A 22347-nucleotide genomic window follows, 5' to 3' on the forward strand; every position below is an offset into this window, starting at 1 on the left:
GGGGGACTGTCAGCCACCGGTGGTGACGCCGCCGCCGGTGCCACCGGGGATGGTGCCCAGCTCGTCGTTGACGCCAGTGAAGATGCTGTTGAGCTGACCGCCGAGCAGGACGACCACCGTGATGATGACGGCGGCGATCGCGGCGACGAGCAGGCCGTACTCGACGGCGGATGCGCCGGCGTCGCGGCGGGCGGTGAGGGTCCGAATCCGAGCCAGCATGATGCGGTCCTTCCGTGCGAATCGGACGTGCAGGTCCAGGGGGATGACGGCCTGCACACCCAGCATGCGGGTGGTCACGCTCCGCCGACATCAGTGGTTCGTACCGGCTTCGCATCCTCCGTTCGGAGGATGGCAGGTGCGACGCCCCCGTGTCAGGTCGCCTCGCGGTCGGGGTCCGGGGTGACGAGGCCGAGGCGGACCGCCTTCATGACGGCCTGCGCCCGGTTCGTCGCGCCGAGCTTGTCGTAGATCTTGCCGATGTGGGTCTTGATCGTCGACTCGCTGATGAAGAGACGACGCCCGATCTGGCCCGCGGACAGGCCGTCGGCGAGCAGGTGGAGCACCTCGGTCTCCCGCGGCGACAGGGACGGCCCGGGGGGCGTGCTGAGCCGGCGCTGCATGGCGCCGGCGAGGTCGGCGGCGGAGAACGAACGCGGCGCGACGACGGCGTGCCGCGCCGCGGCGACGACGTCGTCGCTCGGGGCGTCCTTGTTGACGAACGCGCTCGCGCCCGCCTCCAGCGCCCCGAGGAGGTGCTCGTCGCCGGCGTACATCGTGAGGACGACGATGCCCATGTCGGGGGCGACCGAGCGGACCGCGCGCGCGAGGTCGATCCCGCTGCCGTCGGGCAGCCGGACGTCCGTCACGAGCACGTCGGGGCGCTCGCGGGCGACGAGGTCGCGTCCGGTGGCGACGCTGCCGGCCTCCCCGACGACGACGAAGTCCCCGGCTCGCTCGAAGGCGCGCCGCAGGCCCTGTCGGATGAGCTCGTGGTCGTCGACGATCGCGACCCGGGTCGCGTCGTCGGGCACCACGTCGCCCGCGCGCCGTCGCGGCGCCCCCTGCGCCGCGGCCCCGTCCGGGCCGCGTCCCTCGCTGGCGTCGTCCGTCATCCCACCGTCCCCGTCTCCTCGTCCCACCTGCCGAGGGTCACCTCTACCACGGTGCCCCCGCCGTTGCGCTCCCCGACGTGCAGCTCCCCGCCGATCCGCCGTACCCGCTCCCGCATGCCCCGCAGCCCCATGGACCCCGGCCCGGCCGGCCGGGGTCCCACCCCGTCGTCGGCCACGCGCAGCCACGCTCGCGGGGCCTCGACCGTGCACTCCACCCAGAGGTTGCCGGCCTGCGCGTGCTTGCGGACGTTCGTGATGGCCTCCTGCGCGATCCGGAGGAGCTCGACCTCGACCGTGGGGGGCAGCCGCTCCCCGAACTCGTCGAGGACGGTGTGGACGACGAGCTCGGACTGCTGCCCGACCCGCTGCACGTGCTCGCTGAGGGCCGTGCCGAGGCCGACGGTGTCGTCGACACCGGCGCGCAGGTCGAAGATCGACAGCCGGAGGTCGCTGACGACGCGCCGGACGTGGTCCCGCATGCGGCGCAGCTCCTCGGCCTGCTGCGGGGGCACGTGGTCGACGACGTCGTCGAGGAGGTAGCCGAGGCTCGCGACCTCCTGGGCGATGCCGTCGTGGATCTCCCGGGCGAGGCGGAGTCGCTCGTCGACGGTCGCGAGCCGGCGCACGTCGTCGAACAGCAGCGCCGCCGCGAGCTTCGGCCCGGTCTCCGCCACGGCGTCGCGGACGAGCACCTCGGCCCGCTCGTCGAGCGTCGTGCCGCGGACGCCGAGCACGGCCACGACGCGGTCCCCGACGGTCACCGGGAAGCCGTACGCCGAGGACCCGCCGTTGCTCCCGTCGTCGCGGACGCGCTGCACGGACCGGGTGCGCCACGCCCGCGCCTCGGCGTCGTCCGGCGACGTGCCGATCGACGCGCCGGGTGAGGGGCCGTCGGGTGCGCCGGCCGCCGCGTCGGGGGTGCCGTCCTGGCGGGCCAGCGGCGAGAGGCGGTCGTCGCCGCTCACGACGGACAGCGTGCGGGAGCCATGGGGGTGCACCCGGGCGACGTCGTCGAGCAGGGCGGTCGCGAGCGTCGGCGGGTCGAGCCCCAGGCTGAGGTCCCGGGCGACCTCCTGCAGCTCGGTGAGCAGCCGGAACGCCTGCTCGTACGCCGTGTCGCTGTACGTCTGGTTCTCGAGGGTGAGCCGCCGGACCCAGCCGGCGACCGCGCCGACCGCGGCGAGCGGCACGAGCCACAGCAGTGGCTGGGACATCCGGGAGGACAGCTCGGTGATGCCGTCGCCGGGCGTGCTCAGGACCCCGAGCGCCCAGCCGAGGCAGCCGGTCACGCCGCCCGCGGCGCCGACGAGGACCCCGCCGCGCAGCCCGACGGAGAAGACCGGCAGCAGGAGCAGGGGCAGGAAGAGGGGACCGAGGGGGCCGATGCTGCCGATGACGAGCCCGAGGACCGCCGCCTCGGCGAAGGCCTGGACCATGCGTGCCGTCGGGCTCGGCAGGGGGATCGCGGCGAACGCGACGACGACGAGCAGCGCGATCGCGGGGCCGAGGACCTCCGCCTGCCCGACGGCGACGGCGACGACGGTGCCGACGACGAGGAGCGCACCGCGCAGCGCCAGGGGGAGCAGCGGGCCCTCCACGGTGCGGGGACGCCTCACCGGCACACCGTGGCACACGGTCCGCCGCGGGGCCACAGGCCTCGCCGTGCAGGTGGGCGGCGGCGGGCGGTCAGAGGCCGAGGAAGGAGGGCACGGCCTGGATGGCGGCCGGGCCGATGATGACGACGAAGAGCGCCGGGAGGATCCCGAAGATGAGCGGGAACAGCACCTTGACCGGCACCTTCTGCGCCTCCTCCTCCGCCCGCTGGCTCCGCTTGACGCGCATGTCCTCGGCCTGGACCCGCAGCACGCCCGCCACCGGGACGCCGTACGCGTCGGCCTGGACCATCGCGGCGACGAACGAGCGGAGGTCCGGGACGTCCGTGCGGTCGGCCATGGCCCGCAGCGCGTCCATGCGACCGGTGCCGATCTGCATCTCCTGCAGCACGCGGGCGAGCTCCTGCCCGAGCGGCCCCTCGAGGTTGCGCGACACCCGGGCGAGGGCGGCGTCGAACCCGAGCCCGGACTCCACGGAGATCGTGAGGAGGTCGAGGGCGTCGGGCAGCTCCCTGAGGATGCGGTGCGAGCGGTCGTAGGCGAGCTGGTAGACGATGAGCGACGGCGTGGACCACGCGAGCCCGCCCAGCACGAGGAGCCCGAGCAGGGTCCGTGCGGGGCCGAGGTCGAACACGCTGGCGAGCAGCAGCGAGACGGTCACCGCGATGACGGTGAGGAGCACCCGCACCGACGCGACACGGTCGAGGCTCCACGTCGGCGGGTTGCCGGCGAGGTCGAGGCGCCGCCGGATCCGTGCCGTCTGCGCCGAGGGCGTGAGCCGGCGGCCGAGCCCGGTGACGGCTCCGAGAGCGGGGGAGAGCACCCGGTCGGCGAAGGGAACCTGCAGCTCGCGCTCGCGCTGGTTGGGTCGCCCGGCGCTGGCGGACCCGACCGCCTCCAGCGACCGGCGCACCTGCGTGCGCCGCGGGTCGTACCCGACAGCGAGGCTCGCCCCTGCGACGAGGAGGCCGACGAAGACGGCGAGCGTGCCGAGGACGACCGTCGGGTCCGCCGGGTTCACACGTCGACCCTCGTGGCCCAGCGGAGCCCGAGGACCCCGAGCGCGAAGAGCACCCCGCCCACGCCGAGGAGCCCGAGCCCGAGGGGGCCGGCGACGAGGGGCCGCAGGTACTCCGGCTGCGCGATGCTGAGGTAGACCGTGAAGACGACGGGCAGCACCCCGATGATCCACGCGGACAGGCGCCCCTCGGCCGACAGGGCGTCGACCTGCCGCTGGAGGCGGGCCCGTTCGCGGATGGTGGCGCCGACGGTGTCGAGCACCTCCGAGAGGTTGCCGCCGACCTCGCGCTGGATGCGCATCGACATGACGACCCACCGGAAGTCCTGGCTCTGCATGCGGTCGGCGACGTGCTCGAGGGCGTCCTCCGGGGGGACGCCCAGGCGGGCCTCGACGAGCGCCCGGTTGAGCTCGCCCCGCAACGGCTCCTGGCCCTCCCGCACCACCGACTCCATGGCCTGGGGGACGGAGAAGCCCGCGCGCAGGCCGGACGCCATGAGCCCCAGGGTGTCCGGCAGCGCCTGCACGAAGGCGCGTCGGCGTCGGGCCTTGCGGACCGACAGGTAGAGGGGCGGACCGGCGAGGCCGAGCACGAGCCCGAGGACGGCGGCGAGCGGCGCGCCGGCCGACAGCACGAGGAGCAGCACGGCGGAGCCGGCCGCGGCGAGCACCTGGAGGATGAGCCACTCGCCGGGCCGCAGCGGCAGGTTCGCGGCCTCGAGGTCCGCCGCGAGCCGCGCGGTGGCGGGGCGCCGGCGCACGACCCGGTCGGCGAGCTCCACGGCGCCCCGCGCCACCGCGGAGTCCCCGAGCAGCGTGTGACCCGTCGGCGCGCCCGTGGCCGTGGTGCCGCGCGGTGGGGTGTGCTCGACGAGGGGCTGGACGCCGTGGGCGGCGAGGCTGCGGCGCCGACGGGCCTCGGGCGTGCTGCCCGCCCGCGCGAGCCGGCCGGTCGCGAGCGCGGCGACGAGCAGCGCCGCCCCGACCGCCGCGGCTGCGGCGGTGACGACGAGCGGGTCCGCCCGGGGTGCCGGCGGTGCCGCGACGTCGCGGACGACGAACGGCGCGGCGACCGCGCTGGGCCCTGTGGCATCGGTAGTCGGGCCGGTCGACGGCTCGGTCTCCGGGTCGTCGTCGGACCCCGCGGCCGGGACGAGCCGGAGGACCGCGCTGTCGGCGACCCTGCGGCCGTCGACGGTGGCCGTGACGACGATCTCTACGGTGCGCCCCAGCAGGTCGCGCGGTATCGGGACCTGAACCGCGACGTCCTGGGCGAGGGACTCCGCGACGGCGTCGAAGGCGGCGGCGAGCTGGGCGTCGTCGGCGGCGTCGACGACCGCACTCTCGGGGACGCCCGCGAGGAACGCCAGCCGGTCGGTGTCGGCCCGGTCGGTGAAGGCGATGGGGACGACCTGCGCCCCGGACGCCTCGACCTCGGTCGCGGCCTGGGCGGCGTTGAAGAAGCTGCCGGGGGACCCGTCGTCGGCCGCGGACTCGTCGCGGCCGTCCGTGAGGACGAGGAGCCGGTTGGTGCCCGTGTCGGGCAGGAGGCGGGTGGCGCGCACGACCGCGTCGTTGAGGGCGGTGCCCCCGGCGGCCTCGACGTCCTCCAGCGCCGTGACGAGCGCGGCGCGGTCCGTCGTCGGCGGGGAGACCACCTCGGGTGGCTGGCCGAACGTCACGAGCCCGACCTCGACGGCGTCGTCGACCTGCTCGAGGAAGCCGAGGGCGGCCTCGCGGACGGCCTCGATGCCGTCGTCCTCGCGCAACGAGCCCGACGTGTCGACGACGAGCACGACGGTGCGCTCGACCTGCTCGGCCGACCGGACGACGCGGTCCGGCAGCGGCACGGGCTCGCTGTCGGCGCCGAGCGGGCGGAGGCCGACCTCGACGGAGTCGGGGTCGAACCCGGCACCGGAGCCCTGCGCGGTGGAGAACGACAGCAGGAGGTCGCCGCCCTCGACGCGGGGCTGGGAGATCGTCGCGCCGGCGTCGACGGGGGCCGTCGTCGCGCCGGCGGGCGCGACGCCGAGGACGGGGCCTGCGAGGGCGGCGAGCGCGCCGAGCAGCAGCGCAACCGCCCGCCTCATCGCCGCAGCCCCTCGAAGGCGAGCGCGAGGGAGTCGGTCCGCAGCCCGGCCCGCTCGAGCCGGGCCGCGCACGCCGGGTGCGCGCCGGTCGGCCGCAGGTGCCCGGCGTCGGTCTCGTCGCCGCCGCGGTGCTCGTGGACGAAGAGGTCCTGGCACAGCACGGTCTCGCCGTCGATGCCCGTCACCTCGGTGACGTGGGTGATGCGGCGGACGCCGTCCCGGCCCCGCTCCTGGTGGACGACGAGGTCGAGCGCGCTCGCCACCTGCTCGCGGACCGCGCGGACGGGCAGGTCGACCCCGGCCATGAGGACCATCGTCTCCACGCGGGTGAGGGAGTCCCGCGGGCTGTTGGCGTGGACGGTGGAGATCGACCCGTCGTGGCCGGTGTTCATGGCCTGGAGCATGTCGAGGGCGGCGGCGTCGCGGACCTCGCCGACGACGATGCGGTCCGGGCGCATGCGCAGGGCGTTGCGGACGAGGTCGCGGATCCGGACCTCGCCGCGCCCCTCGATGTTGGGCGGTCGGGACTCCAGTCGGAGGACGTGGCGCTGGTGCAGCTGCAGCTCGGCGGCGTCCTCGATCGTGATGATGCGCTCGCCGTCGGGGATGAAGGCGCTCAGCACGTTGAGCGTCGTCGTCTTGCCCGCGCCGGTGCCGCCGGACACGAGGATGTTGAGCCGGGCCGCGACCGCCGCCTGGAGGAAGGCCGCGACGGACTGCGTCATGGTCCCGAGCGCGACGAGGTCGTCGGCGGTGAAGGGGTCGGTGGAGAACTTGCGGACGGTGAGGAGCGGGCCGTCGACGGCCAGCGGCGGGATGACGGCGTTGATGCGCGAGCCGTCGGGCAGGCGCGCGTCGACCATGGGGTTGGCCTCGTCGACGCGTCGCCCGACCCGGGCGACGATCTTGTCGATCGTGCGACGGAGGTGGTCGTCGTCGGCGAAGTGCGCGTCCGCCTCGTGGAGCCGCCCGGCGCGCTCGACGTAGACGGTGTCGTGGCCGTTCACCATGATCTCGGTGACGTCGGGGTCGCGGAGGAACGGCTCGAGCGGCCCGTAGCCGAGGATGTCGTCGGCGATCTCCTGCGTGAGCCGCGTGCGGTCCGACGGCGTGAGGGGACGGTCACCCCGGCCGAGGACGTCCTGCAGCGTCTGCCGGACGCGTGTCTCGAGGTCCTCCGCGGTGAGCCGGGCGTCGTACAGCTGCGGCCCGAGGGTGTCGAGCAGCGCCTGGTGCACCTCGCGCTTGAGGTCGAGGAAGGGGTCGCGGGGCGCGGCGCGCCGCGCCCGGCTCGGCCGGCCGGGGGTCGGGGGCTCCTCGCCCTGCTCGCGGGCCCGGGCGGCGGCGAGGCGGTCGGCGAGGCTCACGAGTGGTCCCGGCGGCGCCCGAGCCGGCGACGGTCCCGGCGCAGGGGCGGCGGGACGTCGCCGGTCGTCCCGGACCGCACGACGAGGTCGCGCTCGACGAAGTCCCGCAGGGCGGCGCTGACGGCGTGGCGGGGGTCGTCGAGCACGATCGGGACGCCGCGGTTGACCGACGCGGGCACGTCCCGGCTCGACGGGACCTGGGCCGTGATCCGGGTCTGCAGCGTCTTCTCCACCTCCGCCATCGACAGGCCCACCTTGGAGTCGGCGCGGTTGATGACGACCTTCCACCGCTCCTGCGGGTAGCTGAGGATCTCGAGGGTCTCGAGGGTGAGCTTGAGGTTCTTCAGCGCCGGGATGTCGAGGGTGGCGAGGAGCACGACGACGTCGGAGAGGTCGAAGGCCGCGAGCACCTGGTCGTCGAAGGCGGGGGGCGTGTCGACGACGACGTAGTCGAAGTGCTCGCGGAGCAGCTCGAGCACCCGCGTGACGAGCGCCGCCGGGACCGAGTCCCCGGTCGCGGGGTCCGTCGGGGCGACGAGCGTCGTGAGGCCCGCGGAGTGGGGCGTGAGGAGCTGCTCGAGGGCGGGGAAGTCGAGGTCGCGCGCCCCCAGCGGGACCGCGTCGGCGATCGTGCGGGAGGGGAAGAGCTGGAGCGCGATGGCGACGTCGCCGAAGGCGAGGTCGAGGTCGACGACGACGACCCGGCGCCGCCCGCCCGCGGCGAGCAGGGCGCCGACGTTCGTCGACACGGTCGTCTTGCCGCAGCCGCCCTTGGCGGAGAAGACGGTGATGACGCGGCCCGCGGCCTGCGGCGGCGGGCCGCCGGGCGCGCGCTCGGCGAGGGCGCGGCTCAGGGTGTCGGAGCGTCTCACCGCCTCCTGCAGGGCGGCCGGGTCGCCCGCCGGGACGACCTCGCGGACCCCGGCCCGCAGCGCCGTCGTGAGGACCTCCGCCGCCGCCGCCTCCTGCGGGGCCCGCTCGAGCACGATGCCGACGTCGGGACGGCTCACCCGGTGCTCGTCGGCGAGGCGGACCGCGAGCTCGAGCGGGACCGCGGGCCCGAGCACGACCGTGCGGGCCCCCGGGGCGGTCATGCGCTCACGCAGCGCGGCGAGGTCGGCGACGTGCTCGGTGCCGTCGCCCAGCGCGGCGCGGCTGGTATCGGCGACCCCGAGCGCGACGACGTTCACGACGTCGCCTCGAAGAGGTTGAGGCGCGTCGTGCCCTCCAGCTGCTCGATGGGGGGCTCCTCGCCGGCGAGGGCGAGGTAGAGGGTGCCGATCGACTGCGCAAGCACGAGCCGCTGGACCTCGCCCTGGTCGACGGCGAAGGTGACGAGCGCGGCGTCGCCGCCGCCCGCGCCGCTCTCCGCGCCGATGTCTGTCGTCGAACCCACCGCGAGCACGTCGAGCGCCTCGACGAGCAGCTGGGTCGTGAGGGCGGTGACGACCTCGCCGTCAGGACCCGGGGCGACCGTCTCGACGGTCGCGAACACCGACACCTGCGAGCCGGGGCGCACGAACGTGCCGACCCGGTTGGCGGCGGGGAAGGCGAACGACGCGGCGAAGCGCCCGTCGGGCGGCGCGAGCGCCGTGACGTCGTCGGGGTCGCCGACGACGGGCGCGGAGACGACCTCACCGGGGTACAGCGTCTGGAGCGCGACCTGACCGGTCAGGCCGTCGGCTGGGTCGAGCACCCCCTGCGGCACCGCGTCGGCCGGCCGGGTCGCGACCTCCAAGGAGCCCGGTACGTCGGCGAAGGCCGTACCGGCTGGGATCGTCTCCGCCACGACGAGGACCTCGAGCGTCTCGGTCGCCGCATCCTGCCGCCCGAGGGCGTTCTCGACGTAGAGGACGACCGCCAGCGCACCGAGGGCGGCGACGACGAGCGCGACGACGAGCACGAGCACCCGAGCTCCCACCGGCGCGTGCCTCCCTCCGTGGCCGACGACCCGACCTGCGCAAACCTACCTTTCGCCGCCGTCACAACCTCGTCGGCGTGCCGGTCGATGGTGGACCCTCATCGCAGCAGCGTCGAGGTGCCGATCCCCGCGACGGCCGCCGCGTCGAACACGAGCAGGCACGAGGTGCCCGTCGTGCCGTCCTGCACGAGGTAGCCCGCGTAGCCCTCCGTGACCTGCTGCTCGCCGGCGGTGTCGGTGGCGACCCGCGGGACGAGGGCGAAGCCGGGCTCGTCCCGCACCCGCCGGTCGAGCACGGGGTCGGCGGGGTCGCCGTCGAAGAGGTCGTCGACGACGGCGCCTGGCGGCAGGTGGTCCGCCAGTGCCGGGGCCGCCACGCTCGCGCACTCCGGGTCGACGTCGGTGGCCGGCGTCGTCACGGTCGCGCACCGGACGTCCGCGGGCGTCGTGGGGTCGGTGCAGGGGCCCACGACCTCGCCCGTCGTCCCGTCCGCGACGAGCGGGACCGTCCGAGGACCGTCGCACGGGTCCGGCGGCGTGGGCTCGGGGGGTGGCGGGGCGGAGCTCGGGGTCTCCGAGGTGCTCTCCGACGGGACGGCGGTCGACGCGGTGGGGTCGGTGCTCGGGGGTGCGCTCGAGGCGGTGGGCTCCGCGCTCGGCTCCCCGGTCGGCTCACCCGTGGGTTCGCCGGTCGGCTCACCCGTGGGCTCGCCGGTCGGCTCCCCGGTCGGGTCCCCCGTCGGCTCGGTGGACGGCCCGTCCGACGGGTCGGGGGACGGGACGCCGGACGGTGCCGTGCCGCCCCCGGACGGCTCGGTGCCCGGTGCTGTCGGCACCAGGACGCCGAAGAGCGGGACGGCCCGTAGCACCGGGGCGCCCAGTCCCGCTGCGACGGGCGAGGGCGCTGGTGCGGCGAAGCGGCCGCGGCGGTCCCCGCTGCCGCAGACCGCGAGGTCGTGCCAGCGCTCCGTCCAGCCGAGGCGCGCGGTGGCCGAGGCGCTCACCCGGCCCTCACGCGCCTGCTGGGCCGTGACCGTCGTCGACCCCGTCAGCGCCACGACGACGGGCCGGAAGACGACCGACACGCCGTAGGACGGCGTGAGGACCGTGACGGCGACGTCGTCGCCGCTGCCCGTCGGGGGCGGGCAGCCCGGGCCGGCCGGAGGCCCTGAGGCGGCGTCGCCGGGCGGGTGGAACCACAGGGCGCCGTCGTCGGTGTCGGCGTCGGTGAGGTCGACCGAGGGCGGGTCGCCGAGGACGACCCGGTTGGCGTCGGCGCCGAGGACCGCCTCCGCGGCGGCGCGCGCCGCGCACACGTCGGGCAGCTCGGCCGCGGCTGCGAGCGCGGCCGCGTCGGCGACCGTCTGGGCGGCCCGGTCGCGCGAGTACAGGTTCGTGAGGTCGACGGCGAGCGCGGCGATGCCGAACAGCAGCACCGCGAGCACGGCGGTGAGCACCGCCATGGCGCCGTCGTCGCCGTGCCGGTCCGCCCTCACGGACCGCACTCCTGCGGCACCGTGCCCGGCTCGCTCGGCTGCTCGACGAGCTCGTCACGTGCGCTGCCCGTGAAGGGGAGCGGGAGCCCGAACCGCGTCGGCTGCCAGCGCACCTCGACGACGACCACGTCGAGGTCGTCGCCGGCGACGACGCCCGTGCGCGTCGCGCGTGCCACCCGCGGCTGCCCGGGTGCGAGGTCGACCGCGGTGCCCTCGAGGTTGCGCCGCAGCGTCGCCTCGAGGTCGGCGCAGCTGCTCGTGCCGAGCGACGCCTGCCGGGCCGTCACCCCCACGGCGTTCTCGACGGCGGTCCACTGGAAGAAGAAGAAGCCGTACTGGACCGTCGCGAACACGATGAGGAGCAGGACGGGCAGCACGAGGGCGAACTCGACCGCGGCGGCGCCCCGCTCGCCGCGGTCGCGGCCCTCCCTCGTGCGCGTCGTGTCCCCCGTCCTGCCGGCCGGCCCCTCGGGCTCAGCCGTACAGCTTCTCCACCTGCGCCTCGTAGTCCTTGAGGACGACGTTGCGCTTGAGCTTCATCGACGGCGTGAGGTGGCCCGAGGCCTCCGTGAAGTCGTCGGTGAGCACGGTGAACTTCCGGATCGACTCGGCCTTCGACACCAGGGTGTTCGCGTCGTCGATGGCGGACTGCACCGCGGCGAGGACGTCGGCGTCGGTGGCGGCCTCGGCGGGGGACATGGCCGGCTTGCCCTGGTTCTCCAGCCAGACCGGTAGCATCTCCGGGTCGAGGGTGACGAGCGCCGCGACGAACGCGCGCTTGTCCCCGACGACCATGCACTGGCTGATGAGCGGGTGCGCCCGGATGCGATCCTCCAGCTGGGCAGGCGCGACGTTCTTGCCGCCCGCCGTCACGATGATCTCCTTCTTGCGGCCCGTGATGCGGAGGTAGCCCTCGTCGTCGAGCTCGCCGAGGTCGCCGGTGCGGAACCAGCCGTCGACGATGCTCTCCGACGTCGCCGTCGGGTTGTTGTAGTAGCCGCGGAGCACGTTGACCCCGGACAGGCAGATCTCGCCGTCGTCCTCGATGCGGACGCCGCAGCCGGGGATCGGCTTGCCGACCGACCCGATCTTGACCCGCTCGGGGACGTTGACGGTCGCCGGGGCCGTCGTCTCGGTGAGGCCGTAGCCCTCGAGGACGATGAGGCCGATGCCGCGGAAGAAGTGGCCGAGCCGCTCCCCGAGCGGGGCGCCGCCGGAGACGGCGTAGCGGACCTTGCCGCCGAGCCGGTCGCGCAGCTTGACGTAGACGAGGCGGTCGAACAGCGCGTGCTTGGCCCGCAGCAGGACGCCGGGCCCGCCGGAGTCCTGCGCCCGCGACCAGTCGATCGCCGTCTGCGCGGCGGCGGCGAAGATCTTGCCCTTGCCCTCGCCGGTCGCCTTCTGCTCGGCGGAGTTGTACACCTTCTCGAACACGCGCGGCACCGAGAGGATGAACGTCGGACGGAAGCCGCCGAGGGCGTCGACGAGCTCCTTCGGGTCCGGCTGGTGACCCATCCGCACGCCCGTGACGACGCACAGCGCCTGGATGAAGCGGGCGAAGATGTGGGCGAGGGGGAGGAAGAGCAGGGTCGAGGCCCCCTCCATGTGGAGGACCTCCCACAGGCTCGCCTCCGCGTTGCGGCACAGGTCGATGAAGTTGCCGTGGGTGAGCTCGCAGCCCTTCGGCCGCCCCGTGGTGCCGGAGGTGTAGATGATCGTCGCGAGGTCGCCGGCGCCCCGGCCGCCGTGCGCGGCGTCGACGGCGTCGTCCGCGACGTCGGCCCCGAGCTCGGCGAGCGTGTCGAGGCCGCCCTCGTCGAACACCCACGTGTGGGCGCACGCGGGCACACGGTCGGCGACCGCCTCGACCGTCGAGCGGTGGTGGGCCGCCTCGACGAAGACCGCCTTCGCCCCGGAGTCGGAGAGGATCCACGCGACCTGCTCGGCGGAGGAGGTCTCGTAGATCGGCACGGACACGCCACCGGCGAGCCAGATCGCGTGGTCGGCGAGCGTCCACTCGTACCGCGTGCGGGACATGATGGCGACGCGGTCCCCGGGCGCGATGCCCGCCGCGACGAGGCCCTTGGCGAGCGTCGTGGCCTCGGCGAGGTGCTCGGCGGCGGACACGTCCCGCCACTCGTCGCCGTCCCGCCGGGCGAACATCGCGGCGTCGGGCGCGTTGCGCGCCCGGTCCACGAGGATGTCGGCCATCGTGCCGGGGTAGGCCTCGACAGCGGGTGGGACGGTGAACTCGCGCACGGTGGCTCCTCGTCGAGTCGGGCGCGCCGCGGGGTGCGGGCGGGTCAGGTCCGCAAAGCGTAGTCGAGTGCCCCCCGGCAGGTCAGGAGCCCGACCGGGCATGCTGGTCGGCGTGCCGCTGGTGGACGTCGTCGACGACACGTTCGTGCGTGCTGCTCCGGCGGCGGTCCGGGCGATGACCCGCCCCGCGTGGGAGGGCTGGCTCGACGCCGGTCCCGGCGCACGGCTCGCGCTCGTCCGTGCCGAGGAGCGTGGGGTCGAGGGGGTCCGCTGGGAGGCCACCGCACGGACCGGGCGCGGGCGAGGGTCCGTCCGGTGGGCGGGCACCGCGGAGGTGTGGCTGGAGCCGGCGTGGGGCGGGACCGTCGTCCACCTGTTCGTGCGGCTCGACCCCGTGCCCCCCGTCGGACCCGTCGGACCCGTCAGCGGCGTCTCTCCCGCCGGCGGCGTGCCGGTCCCGGCGCGGCACGCGCGTCGCCTCCCCGACGCGCTGCGCCGGTCGTGGAAGCGTGGCCTCGTGGGCGTCCAGGTCGACCCGACGGCAGGACCGCGGTCGTGAGCGAGCAGCCGGGCGCGCCCGGGGTGGGGTCGGGTGGGCCGGAGCGGTGCCCCTCGTGCGGCGCGCGGGTCAGCCCCGCCGAGCAGTGGTGCAGCCTCTGCCTGCAGCCGCTGGGAGCAGGTGCCGCCCCTGGACCGGGACCGGCGCAGGTGCAGGGTGCGTCACCGGAGCAGGATCCCGGTGTCCCCCTCGACGAGGTGCGGCCCGGGGACGGCGTCGCCGTGGACCCGGCGCCGGCGGGGGTCGAGCAGCAGGCGGAGGCCATGCTCGCGGAGCTCGCGGCGACGACCTCGGCCGAGCGGCCGGGCGCGCGTGGCCCCCTGGCGGGCAGCTCCCGCGGGCTGCGGCTGGCCCTCGGCTGCGGGGCCGCCGTCGTGCTCGTCGGTGTGCTGCTCAGCGTGCTGGGACTCGTCGGGCTCCTGCTGTGAACGCGCGGTCGCGGCCCGAGGAGTAGGTTCGCCCCGCCGACCGACCCCTGGCGAAGGAGCACGCGTGGCCGAGCGCACCGAGTCGACCATCACGATCGAGGCGCCCCCCGCGGACGTCGTCCGCGTCGTCGCCGACCTCGAGGCCTACCCGGAGTGGGCCGGCGGCATCACGGCCGTCGAGGTGCTCGACACCGACGAGGAGGGCAGGCCGAGCGAGGCCCGGCTCACCATGGCGAACGGTCCGGTCCGCGACACGCTGCACGTGCGGTACGAGTGGGCGCTCACGACGGCGGGCACCGGCACCGTGTCGTGGTCGCTCGTCGAGCCGGGCTCGGTGACCTCGCAGATGGACGGCGCGTACGTCCTCGTCGCCGCCGGCGACGGCACGCAGGTGACGTACCGCCTCGAGGTCGACGTCACGGTCCGCCTGCCGGGTCTGCTGCGCCGCCGCGCCGAGAAGATGATCACCGACACCGCGCTCAAGGACCTCCGCGGCCGCGTCGAGGGCTGACGGTCCCCGTGCGCCTGCTCGTCGACCCCGGCTGCTGCCCCGCCGGTCGCGGCGCCGCCGAGGCCGTCCGCCGGGCCGGGGGGAAGGCGGTCGTGCGACCTGCGGCCCGCTCCGACCCCGACGCCGGCACGGCTCCCGCCACGGCCTGGGCGCCCCGGCTGGCCGCCGCGTGGGGGATCGCCGCGGACGTCGTCGGCCTGGTGGGTCGCGACGGGCGCGGCCTGCCCGTCGCGCTCGTCGACGAGCTCGCCCTGTGGGAGGACGCCGCGGCCGAGGTGGCCGCGGGTCGCGCCGACGCCGTCGTCGTGAGCGTGCCGCGGTCGCTGGAGCCGGCCCGCTTCGTCGCCGCGCCGCTCCTGGCCGCCCGGCTCCTCGACGAGCGGCTGGCGGGCCTCGCGGCGCGCGTGGGCGACGACCCCGTCGCCGCCTCGCTCGTCGCCGACCTCCTCGACCTGCGCGTCGTGGTCCGCGGTCTCCTCGAGGTGGCCGGGACCGCCGTCGTCGTGGGAGGCCTCGGCGAGCACGACGCGGCCCGCTGCGGCTGGCCGGTCGTCGGGCTGCCCCGCGTCCCTGCCCGGGCGCCCCTGGCGGCGCCGACCGCGACGGCCGGGCACCGCCGCGAGGAGGTGGCCGACGGCACCCGCTACGTGTGGTGGTGCGACCTGCCCCGTGGCGCCCGGCCGGCCCTCGAGGTCGAGGGTGACGTGCTCCACGTCCGACCCCTCGGGGAGGACGCCGGCGCGACCAGCAGCGTGCGCCTGCCCGCGGCGCTCGCCCGCTGCACCACGGAGCGTGCGCGGCAGGTCGGATCCGGGGACGGCACGCGGCTCGAGCTGCGGCTGCGGCCCGACCCGGGGCTGTGGCGGTGAGCGGGACACCCGGCGCCGGTGGGCCGCCCGACGGTGTCGCCGCGCTCCTCGGTGCCGTGAAGACCGGCTGGCACGGCCTGGGCGGCGGGGACGCCGGCTCGTGCCCGGGCTGCCCCGTGTGCGCACTGGTCGACGGGGCGAACGGGCTCGAGGCCGAGACGGCGGCGCACCTGCACGCCGCCGGCTCCCACCTCGTCGCCGCGGGACGCGAGCTCCTCGCGGCGCTCGAGGGAGCCGCCCGGCAGACGCCGCACGGCGCCCGCCCCGCCCCGCCCCCCGCCCCCACCCCCGGGGACCCGGCGTCAGCACCGACCGGCGGCCGCAGGACAATCCCCGTCGTCCCACCCGACCCCGAGCCCGAGGAGCCCCCCGCATGAGCGCGACCATCGGCGTCGACATCGGCGGAACGAAGATCGCCCTGGGGGTCGTCACCGACTCCGGCGAGGTCGTCGCCCGCACCCGGCGCGAGACGCAGCCGAACCGGCCCGAGGAGATCGTCTCCGCGCTCGCCGACGGCATCGCCGAGCTCAAGGCCGCCCACGAGGTGCAGGCGGTCGGGGTCGCCGCCGCCGGCTACATCGACGCCGCCCGCTCGACGGTGCTGTTCGCACCCAACCTCGCGTGGCGGGAGAACCCGCTCAAGCAGCAGGTCGAGGCGCTCGTCGACGTCCCCGTCGTCATCGAGAACGACGCCAACGCCGCCGCGTGGGGGGAGTTCCGCTTCGGCGCCGGCCGCGACGTCGACGACATGCTCATGCTGACGGTCGGGACGGGCCTCGGGGGCGGGCTCGTCGTCAACCGCCGCCTCGTCCGCGGCGCCCACGGGGTCGCCGCGGAGTTCGGGCACGTCCGCGCGGTGCCCGACGGGCACCGCTGCGGCTGCGGCAACCGCGGCTGCTGGGAGCAGTACACGTCCGGCACGGCCCTCGTGCGGGAGGCCCGCGAGCTCGCCGAGTCCGGGTCGCCGCTCGCCGTCGGCATGCTCGAGCGGGCGGGCGGCAAGGTGAAGCGGATCACGGGCCCGCTCGTCACCGACGCCGCGCGCGACGGCGACCCGATGGCGGTGGAGCTGCTCGCCGACCTCGGTCGCCAGCTCGGGACCGCGATCGCGAGCTTCGTCGCGATCCTCGACCCCGGCGTCGTCGTCGTCGGGGGCGGGGTGTCCGACGCCGGGGACCTCCTGCTGGGGCCGGCGCGCGACGCCTACGAGCACGAGCTCACCGGCCGCGGCTTCCGGCCCGCCGCAGCGGTCGTGCGGGCCGAGCTCGGCAACGACGCGGGCCTCGTCGGTGCCGCCGACCTCGCCCTCGCGGACTGAGCGGCCGTGACCGCCGCGACCGTCCGGGTCCTCGCCCTCGACGTCGACCGGCTGCGGGGCAGCCGTCCCGGCCTGCTGCGCGTGCTGCGCGACACCGCCCCGGACGTCGCGCTGCTCTCGCACGTGCCCGTCCACCCGCTCAGCCGGCACCGCCTCGGCGCCCTCGCCTCCGACGTCGGCCTGCTCGTCGCCGTCGGCGGGCCGGAGACGGCCGGGGCCGCGGTCCTCGTCTCCCTGCGGGCGGAGCCGACGGCGACGCAGACGTACCGCGGCGGGGGCGGCGGTGCCGCGCTCGCCGAGCTGCGGCTCACGGCCGGGCAGCGCTTCCGGGTGGGTGTCGTCGACACCCGCGGCGACGACGAGGCCCGCGCGACGGCCGCCGGCGACGTCCTCGCGCTCCTCGGCCCGGGCGACGACACCCCGACCGTGCTCGCGGGCGACCTGCCCGGCAGCGCCGGCGGGGACGTCCTCGCGCGCCGTCTCGCCGACCTCACGCCGGGTACGGGCGCCACCACCCCCGCCGACCGGCCCCGCGTGCGCCCCCGCGGTCTCCTCGGCGGGGCCGCGACCGCCCGCCCCCTCGACCTGCCCGGCGCCGTCGGCGCCCGGCCCGACCTCCTATCGCGCGTCACGCCGTCCCGGCCCGACCTCGTCGAGCTCGTCCTGCCCTGACGGTGCGGGGGTCCCGCTGCTGCCGGAGGCTGGGGGCGTGACCGGGGCACCGTGGGACCTCGTCGTCGTCGGCGCGGGGCCGGCCGGCTCGGCGGCCGCGCTCGCCGCCCTGCGGGTACGACCCGCGGCGCGGGTGCTGCTCCTGGACCGCGCCGACTTCCCCCGGGACAAGGCCTGCGGCGACGGCGTCGCCCCCCACGTCTTCGACGTGTGCGCCTCCCTCGGCGTGGCGGGCGTGGTCGACGACCACCGGCCCGTGCGGCGGCTCCACCTCGAGGTCCCCGGCGTCGCCGCGGTCAGCGGCGACATGCGCCGGCCCGCGCACGTCGTGCCCCGGCGCGTCCTCGACGCGCGGCTGCGCGGCGCCGCCCTGGCCGCCGGGGCGCACCCGGGACGCGGCGTCGTCCGATCGGTGTCCACCGGCCCCGACGTCCGCCTGCTGCTGTCCGGCGGGCGGGCGGTGCACGCGAGGGCGGTCGTGGGCGCCGACGGGGCCGGGTCCGTGGTCCGCCGCTGCCTCGGGCTGCCCGGACCGGCGCCCCGCTCGACCGGGCTCGCCGTGCGCGGGTACGCGCCGGTGCGCCCGGACCTCGCCGACGAGCAGCGCATCGTCTTCGCCCCCGGCGGCGCGCCGGCCTACGCGTGGTCGTTCCCCGTCGGGGACGGCCTCGCGAACATCGGGTACGGCGAGGTGCTCGGCGGTGGTGCCGTGCCGTCCCGGCGGCGCTACCTCCGGCGCCTGGAGGAGCTGCTGCCCGGCACCACGGCGGACGCCGTGGCGTGGCGCGGGCACCACCTCCCGCTGTCGAGCGACCGCGTGCGCCAGCCCGACGGGCCCGTGCTCCTCGCCGGGGACGCCCTGTCCCTCGTCAACCCGCTGACGGGGGAGGGGCTGTACTACGCCGTCCTGTCGGGGGCGTGCGCCGGCGCGGCGGCCGTCGCGCCGGGTGACCCGGGGCGCGGTCACCGCCGGGCGCTCGCCCGCCGGCTCGCCCGGCACCTGCGGCACACGACGGTGCTGCAGCGGCTGGTCCGCGTCCCGGCGGTGCTGCCGGCGGGCGTGCGCGCCGCAGCGGACCCCGGCGTGTTCGCCGACCTCGTCGAGGTCGGGCTCGGCCGGGGCCTGCTGACGACGCGCACCGCCACCGCGACGGCGCGGGAGGTCGTCGCGGGGCTCAGGTCTCCGAGCCGGTGAGCTCCCGCGCGAGCGTCGCGCAGAACAGCCCGACGTCGGTGACGACGCCGCGGGCCTGCGCCGAGCCGCGGTCGGCGAGCTTCGTCACCGTCGCGGGGTTGATGTCGACGCAGACGAGCGGGATGTGGCTCGGCAGGACGTTGCCCGTCGCGACGCCGTGGAGCATGGTCGCGACGACGATGCAGAAGCCGACCTCGCCCTTGTCGGGGGAGTGCAGCTGCGCCCGCATCGCGCGCTGGCCGTCGAGCACGTCGGTGCGGACGTCGGGCAGGGGCCCGTCGTCGCGGACGGACCCGACGAGCACGAAGTCCTTCCCGCCCTCGACGAGGGCGTGCATGATCCCGCTCGTCAGCACCCCCTGCTCGACGGCGGCGGCGAGGGAGCCCGCCTGCCGGACCGCGTTGATGGCACGCAGGTGGTGCTCGTGGCCGTGCTCCACGCCGCGCCCGGCCGACAGGTCCACCCCGAGCGACGTGCCGTAGATCGCCTGCTCGACGTCGTGGGTCGCGATGGCGTTGCCGCCGAAGAGGACGTCGACCCAGCCGCCGCGCACGAGCGCCGCGACGGAGGGCGCCGCACCGGTGTGGACGACCGCGGGGCCGAGGACCCACAGGATGCGCTGGCCGCGCTCCTTGACCGCGCGCATCTCCTCCGCGATCTGGCGGACGACGAGAGCCTGGGGCTTCTCGCTGCTCACCTCCGACTGCATGAACGTGAACCCGGAGTCGTCGCCCGCCTCGCGGGGCGGCGGGGTGACGCGCACCCCGGCGGCGCCGCTCACGATCCTCGACCCCGCCCTCACGTCGCTCACCGGGACGGTGCGCACCGAGCGGACCACCGCCGCGTCGCCCTCGCCCTCGAGCTCGCCCTCGAGCTCGACGACGATCCCGCAGTCCATCTCGGGGTTCTCCACGGGGTGCCACGTGCCGGCGACCCGCACCTGGGTGGGCAGGTTCGTCGTCGCGTAGAAGTCGGCGGGGAAGACGCCGTCCCGCTCGACGGTCGTGAGGCGCGCCGGCTCGACCTCGACGAGGTTCGCGCCGTGGGTGTGCAGCCGCATGACGACGGAGTCGAGGGTGGCGGCGTCGGGGGCCGTCACGGCGATGCGGACGGTCGAGGGGTCGTCGTGCTCCTTGCCGACGTCGAAGCGCACGACCTCGTAGTCGGCGCCGAGGGCGCGGACGTCGTCGAGGACGCGGGTGAACAGGCCGGTGTCGAGCACGTGGCCGGTGAGCTCGACGAGCTCACGCGGTCCGCCCGAGGGGTGTCGTGTCGTCACGGGTCACACGATGGCACCGTCGTCGGGGTCGTCGCGGTCACGGCTGTGCGGCAGGCGCCACACGAGGTACGTGAAGCCGGCGACGACGGCGACGACGAGGGTGCCGAGCACCCACGCGGGCACGCTGTCCCAGAACAGGGCGCACAGCAGCAGGAGGAGCGGCCCCACGAGGACCGACGTCCACGCGGCCCGGTTCGCGAGCCCGACCGGCCGTGGCAGGGGCGGCGGCACCGGGGGCACGAAGTGGGCGCCGTCCGGGCCGTGCACCGCGCGCTCGACCTCGCGGTCGATGCGGGCGTGCCGCTCGGCCGCCGTCTCGAAACGGGGACCGAACGGCGGCTGCGGCACACCACGCGGCGGGGGGGCCGGGGCGTCCTCGGGCGGCTCCTCGTCGCGCACGAGGTCGAGCGCCTCGAGGTCGGCGGCGGCGGCGCGCCAGCGCGGGTCGTCGTCGTCGAGACCGTGGTCCGCGGTCTCGTCACCGTCACGGTCGGCGGGGGCCGGGGGCCCGGCGTCGTCGTCGCGGTGGACCTCGAGCCGGTCGCCCGCCTCGGGGCTCGCGTCCACCAGCCGCGGCGGCGGGGCCTCGTCGTCGTGGAAGTGCGCGACGATCGCGGCGAAGCGCGCGTCGACGTCGAGGGGGAGGTCGCGGCCCTCCGTGCCGCGCCGGTCCTCGGCGTCGTCGGAGCTCACGCCGTCACCTCGTCCCGTGCCGCGCCGGCCGTGACCCGGCGGACGTGCTCGAGGGACGCCTCGAGGACCCTCGGCGCGTCGTGGTCGAGCGTCGCGACGTGGTAGGAGTCCGGCAGGACGACCTCGCGGACGTCGCGCGAGGTGACCCCGGCGAGGACCGCCGCGCTCGAGGACGCCGGGACGACGTGGTCGACGGCGCTGCGCAGCAGCAGGATCGGCTGCGTGACCCGCGACAGGTCCCCCCGCACCGCGCGCCACAGGTGCGTCATCGACCACAGCGCGTGGAGCGGGGTGCGGTCGTAGGCGAGCTCGTGACGGCCCTCCTTGCGGATGTCGTCGGCGATGCCCGGCAGCGACGGGACGAGGTGCCGCAGCACGGGCAGCGCGACGAGGCGCGGGTCCTCGAGCAGCACGGCCGGGTTGACGAGCACGAGCCCGGCGACCTCGTCGGGGTGCTCCTGCGCGAGGCGCAGCGCGAGGGCGCCGCCGTTCGACATGCCGGCGACCACGACCGTGTGGTCGCGCGCCAGCGCGAGCAGCTCCCGCTCCGCGCACGAGTACCAGTCCTGCCAGCGGGTCCGGTTGCACTCCTGCCACGTGGTGCCGTGGCCCGGCAGCCGCGGCAGCCGGACGGTGAGCCCGGCGGCGGCGTGGTGCTCGGCCCAGTCGCGCAGCGACTGGGGGGTCCCGGTGAAGCCGTGGAGCAGCAGGACGGCCACGTCGCCGCCGTCGGCCTGGAACGACTCTGCTCCGGGGAGGATCGGCACGTGTCGATGGTCGCACGCCGGGCGGTCGCGGCACCACGGGTTGACGCCGTCCCCGACGGGTGTGACACGAGGTGCACCCGCACGACACACTGGCCGCCGCACGGGCGCCCCGGCCCGGGCGCAGCGACGGAGGTGGGCCACGGTGTCGGTGGCGTTCTACTGGATCCTCTACTCGATCCTCGGTCCGGTGCTGCGCTCGCTGTTCCGGCCGTGGGTGCGGGGCGGGGAGTACGTCCCGGCGACGGGCGGCGCGATCCTCGCCTCCAACCACCTCTCGTTCTCCGACTCGATCTTCCTGCCGCTCATGCTGCGCCGTCGGCTCACGTTCCTCGCGAAGGCGGAGTACTTCACCGGCACGGGCGTGAAGGGCCGCGCCAAGGCGATGTTCTTCAAGGGCGTCGGGCAGCTGCCCGTCGACCGCAGCGGCGGCAAGGCGAGCGAGGCGGCCCTGCGCTCGGGGCTCCGCGTGCTGCGCCGGGGCCAGCTGCTCGGCATCTACCCCGAGGGCACGCGCTCCCACGACGGGCGCCTGTACCGGGGCAAGACCGGCGTGGCGAAGATGGCGCTCGAGAGCCGGGTCCCCGTCATCCCCGTCGCCATGATCGGCACCGACAAGGTCCAGCCGATCGGGCGGAAGATCCCGAAGATCCACCGGGTCGGCATCATCATCGGCCGCCCCCTCGACTTCTCCCGCTACGACGGCCTCGCCGACGACCGCCACGTCCTGCGCTCGGTGACCGACGAGATCATGTACGAGCTCATGCGGCTGTCCGGGCAGGAGTACGTCGACGAGTACGCGAACGTCGTCAAGGAGCGGGCCGCCGCGGAGAAGCGGGCGAAGGTGGTGGGGGAGGTCCTCGGGCGCGTCGAGCGCATCACCGGCCGCGACACCTCCCAGCTGTCGGCGCAGCTGTCGGGTCTCTCCGAGCGCTGGTTCGGCGACGACCTGTCTCCCGGCGACTACACGAGCCGGCGTCCCGACGGCACCGACGCGCTCGACGAAGCCGACGCGCGCGCCGTCCTGCCGCACGACGACGCGGACGACGAGGCGGACGACGCGGCGGACGACGGTCACGACGACCAGCCGGACGCTTCGCCGGACGCCGAGCGCGACGACCGCCCGGACGCCGGACGGGACGCGGAGCGGGACCAGCGGGCGGACCGCGCCTGAGGCACCTCG

22 protein-coding genes and 1 pseudogene are annotated in these 22347 nt (G+C 76.1%); 9 read left to right on the forward strand and 14 right to left on the reverse strand.

What is annotated here, in order from left to right; translation table 11 throughout:
• Positions 1–9 precede the first annotated feature (9 nt).
• From WAB14_RS15790 to WAB14_RS15840, 11 genes and pseudogenes are all read right to left on the reverse strand, one after another.
• A complete protein-coding gene (locus WAB14_RS15790; protein WP_340271225.1) occupies positions 10–297 on the reverse strand; it encodes a Flp family type IVb pilin in 288 nt (95 codons plus the stop codon).
• 74 nt (positions 298–371) lie between these two features.
• On the reverse strand, positions 372–1112 hold the full coding sequence (locus tag WAB14_RS15795) for a response regulator transcription factor (protein ID WP_340271227.1): 741 nt from the start codon (positions 1110–1112) through the stop codon (positions 372–374).
• A complete protein-coding gene (locus WAB14_RS15800) occupies positions 1109–2728 on the reverse strand; it encodes a sensor histidine kinase (RefSeq protein ID WP_340271228.1) in 1620 nt (539 codons plus the stop codon). Before WAB14_RS15800 ends, WAB14_RS15795 begins: the two co-directional genes overlap by 4 nt.
• Positions 2729–2798: 70 nt before the next feature.
• The gene (locus WAB14_RS15805) at positions 2799–3746 is read right to left on the reverse strand and encodes a type II secretion system F family protein (RefSeq protein WP_340271230.1); all 948 of its coding nucleotides are present in this window, start codon (positions 3744–3746) and stop codon (positions 2799–2801) included.
• On the reverse strand, positions 3743–5833 hold the full coding sequence (locus WAB14_RS15810) for a type II secretion system F family protein (RefSeq protein WP_340271231.1): 2091 nt from the start codon (positions 5831–5833) through the stop codon (positions 3743–3745). The genes WAB14_RS15805 and WAB14_RS15810 overlap by 4 nt, the downstream gene beginning before the upstream one ends.
• Positions 5830–7200, reverse strand: a complete 1371-nt coding sequence (locus WAB14_RS15815) for a TadA family conjugal transfer-associated ATPase (RefSeq protein WP_340271233.1) — start codon at positions 7198–7200, stop codon at positions 5830–5832. Before WAB14_RS15815 ends, WAB14_RS15810 begins: the two co-directional genes overlap by 4 nt.
• The gene (locus WAB14_RS15820; protein ID WP_340271234.1) at positions 7197–8390 is read right to left on the reverse strand and encodes a CpaE/TadZ family protein; all 1194 of its coding nucleotides are present in this window, start codon (positions 8388–8390) and stop codon (positions 7197–7199) included. Before WAB14_RS15820 ends, WAB14_RS15815 begins: the two co-directional genes overlap by 4 nt.
• On the reverse strand, positions 8387–9121 hold the full coding sequence (gene cpaB, locus WAB14_RS15825; RefSeq protein ID WP_340271236.1) for a Flp pilus assembly protein CpaB: 735 nt from the start codon (positions 9119–9121) through the stop codon (positions 8387–8389). The genes WAB14_RS15820 and cpaB overlap by 4 nt, the downstream gene beginning before the upstream one ends.
• A gap of 98 nt (positions 9122–9219) precedes the next feature.
• Positions 9220–10617 (reverse strand): pilus assembly protein TadG-related protein, encoded by a 1398-nt coding sequence (locus tag WAB14_RS15830; RefSeq protein ID WP_340271238.1) that lies wholly within the window; start codon positions 10615–10617, stop codon positions 9220–9222.
• A pseudogene (locus WAB14_RS15835) lies at positions 10614–11009 on the reverse strand (TadE/TadG family type IV pilus assembly protein); the annotation flags it as partial. The gene WAB14_RS15830 and the pseudogene WAB14_RS15835, both read right to left, overlap by 4 nt.
• 82 nt (positions 11010–11091) lie before the next feature.
• Positions 11092–12876 (reverse strand): AMP-dependent synthetase/ligase, encoded by a 1785-nt coding sequence (locus WAB14_RS15840; protein ID WP_340271240.1) that lies wholly within the window; start codon positions 12874–12876, stop codon positions 11092–11094.
• Positions 12877–12988: 112 nt separating this feature from the next.
• Between WAB14_RS15840 and WAB14_RS15845 the strand changes: the two genes are divergently transcribed.
• From WAB14_RS15845 to WAB14_RS15880, 8 genes are all read left to right on the forward strand, one after another.
• Entirely contained in the window at positions 12989–13435 is a 447-nt protein-coding gene (locus WAB14_RS15845; RefSeq protein ID WP_340271241.1) for a hypothetical protein, read from the forward strand.
• Positions 13432–13863, forward strand: a complete 432-nt coding sequence (locus WAB14_RS15850) for a hypothetical protein (protein ID WP_340271243.1) — start codon at positions 13432–13434, stop codon at positions 13861–13863. The genes WAB14_RS15845 and WAB14_RS15850 overlap by 4 nt, the downstream gene beginning before the upstream one ends.
• Positions 13864–13927: 64 nt before the next feature.
• Positions 13928–14374: an SRPBCC family protein gene (locus tag WAB14_RS15855; RefSeq protein WP_340271245.1), complete on the forward strand. Its 447-nt coding sequence runs from the start codon at positions 13928–13930 to the stop codon at positions 14372–14374.
• An 8-nt stretch (positions 14375–14382) separates the two neighbouring features.
• Entirely contained in the window at positions 14383–15243 is an 861-nt protein-coding gene (locus WAB14_RS15860) for a hypothetical protein (protein ID WP_340271247.1), read from the forward strand.
• Positions 15240–15620: a hypothetical protein gene (locus tag WAB14_RS15865; protein ID WP_340271248.1), complete on the forward strand. Its 381-nt coding sequence runs from the start codon at positions 15240–15242 to the stop codon at positions 15618–15620. The genes WAB14_RS15860 and WAB14_RS15865 overlap by 4 nt, the downstream gene beginning before the upstream one ends.
• Complete coding sequence (locus tag WAB14_RS15870; RefSeq protein ID WP_340271249.1) at positions 15617–16561, forward strand: ROK family glucokinase; 945 nt, start codon at positions 15617–15619, stop codon at positions 16559–16561. Before WAB14_RS15865 ends, WAB14_RS15870 begins: the two co-directional genes overlap by 4 nt.
• Positions 16562–16567: 6 nt before the next feature.
• The gene (locus tag WAB14_RS15875) at positions 16568–17233 is read left to right on the forward strand and encodes a hypothetical protein (protein WP_340271250.1); all 666 of its coding nucleotides are present in this window, start codon (positions 16568–16570) and stop codon (positions 17231–17233) included.
• Positions 17234–17270: 37 nt separating this feature from the next.
• Positions 17271–18428, forward strand: coding sequence for an NAD(P)/FAD-dependent oxidoreductase (locus WAB14_RS15880; protein WP_340271251.1), 1158 nt, complete (start codon positions 17271–17273; stop codon positions 18426–18428).
• Here the strand turns inward: WAB14_RS15880 and WAB14_RS15885 are convergent.
• Genes WAB14_RS15885 through WAB14_RS15895 form a run of 3 tightly spaced genes read right to left on the reverse strand, consistent with a single transcriptional unit; the run spans position 18409 to position 21167 of the window.
• A complete protein-coding gene (locus WAB14_RS15885; RefSeq protein WP_340271252.1) occupies positions 18409–19707 on the reverse strand; it encodes an ornithine cyclodeaminase, nickel-pincer nucleotide-dependent in 1299 nt (432 codons plus the stop codon). The two genes, WAB14_RS15880 and WAB14_RS15885, sit on opposite strands and share 20 nt — an antisense overlap.
• Positions 19708–19710: 3 nt before the next feature.
• Positions 19711–20400: a hypothetical protein gene (locus tag WAB14_RS15890; RefSeq protein WP_340271254.1), complete on the reverse strand. Its 690-nt coding sequence runs from the start codon at positions 20398–20400 to the stop codon at positions 19711–19713.
• Positions 20397–21167 carry an alpha/beta hydrolase gene (locus WAB14_RS15895; RefSeq protein WP_340271255.1) on the reverse strand — a complete coding sequence of 257 codons (771 nt, stop codon included), beginning with the start codon at positions 21165–21167 and terminating at the stop codon, positions 20397–20399. Before WAB14_RS15895 ends, WAB14_RS15890 begins: the two co-directional genes overlap by 4 nt.
• Positions 21168–21309: 142 nt before the next feature.
• On the opposite strand from WAB14_RS15895, the gene WAB14_RS15900 reads away from it, so the two are divergent.
• On the forward strand, positions 21310–22338 hold the full coding sequence (locus WAB14_RS15900) for a lysophospholipid acyltransferase family protein (protein WP_417281683.1): 1029 nt from the start codon (positions 21310–21312) through the stop codon (positions 22336–22338).
• Positions 22339–22347: the final 9 nt, after the last annotated feature.

Origin of the sequence: Aquipuribacter nitratireducens, from assembly GCF_037860835.1 — a bacterium.
GTDB lineage: Bacteria > Actinomycetota > Actinomycetes > Actinomycetales > JBBAYJ01 > Aquipuribacter > Aquipuribacter nitratireducens.

What these genes read in the sequence shown, in the direction of transcription:
- WAB14_RS15795 (WP_340271227.1), bottom strand. Translation starts at nt 1,112, where the DNA reads ATGACGGACGACGCCAGCGAGGGACGCGGCCCGGACGGGGCCGCGGCG.
- WAB14_RS15810 (WP_340271231.1), bottom strand. Translation starts at nt 5,833, where the DNA reads ATGAGGCGGGCGGTTGCGCTGCTGCTCGGCGCGCTCGCCGCCCTCGCA.
- WAB14_RS15870 (WP_340271249.1), top strand. Translation starts at nt 15,617, where the DNA reads ATGAGCGCGACCATCGGCGTCGACATCGGCGGAACGAAGATCGCCCTG.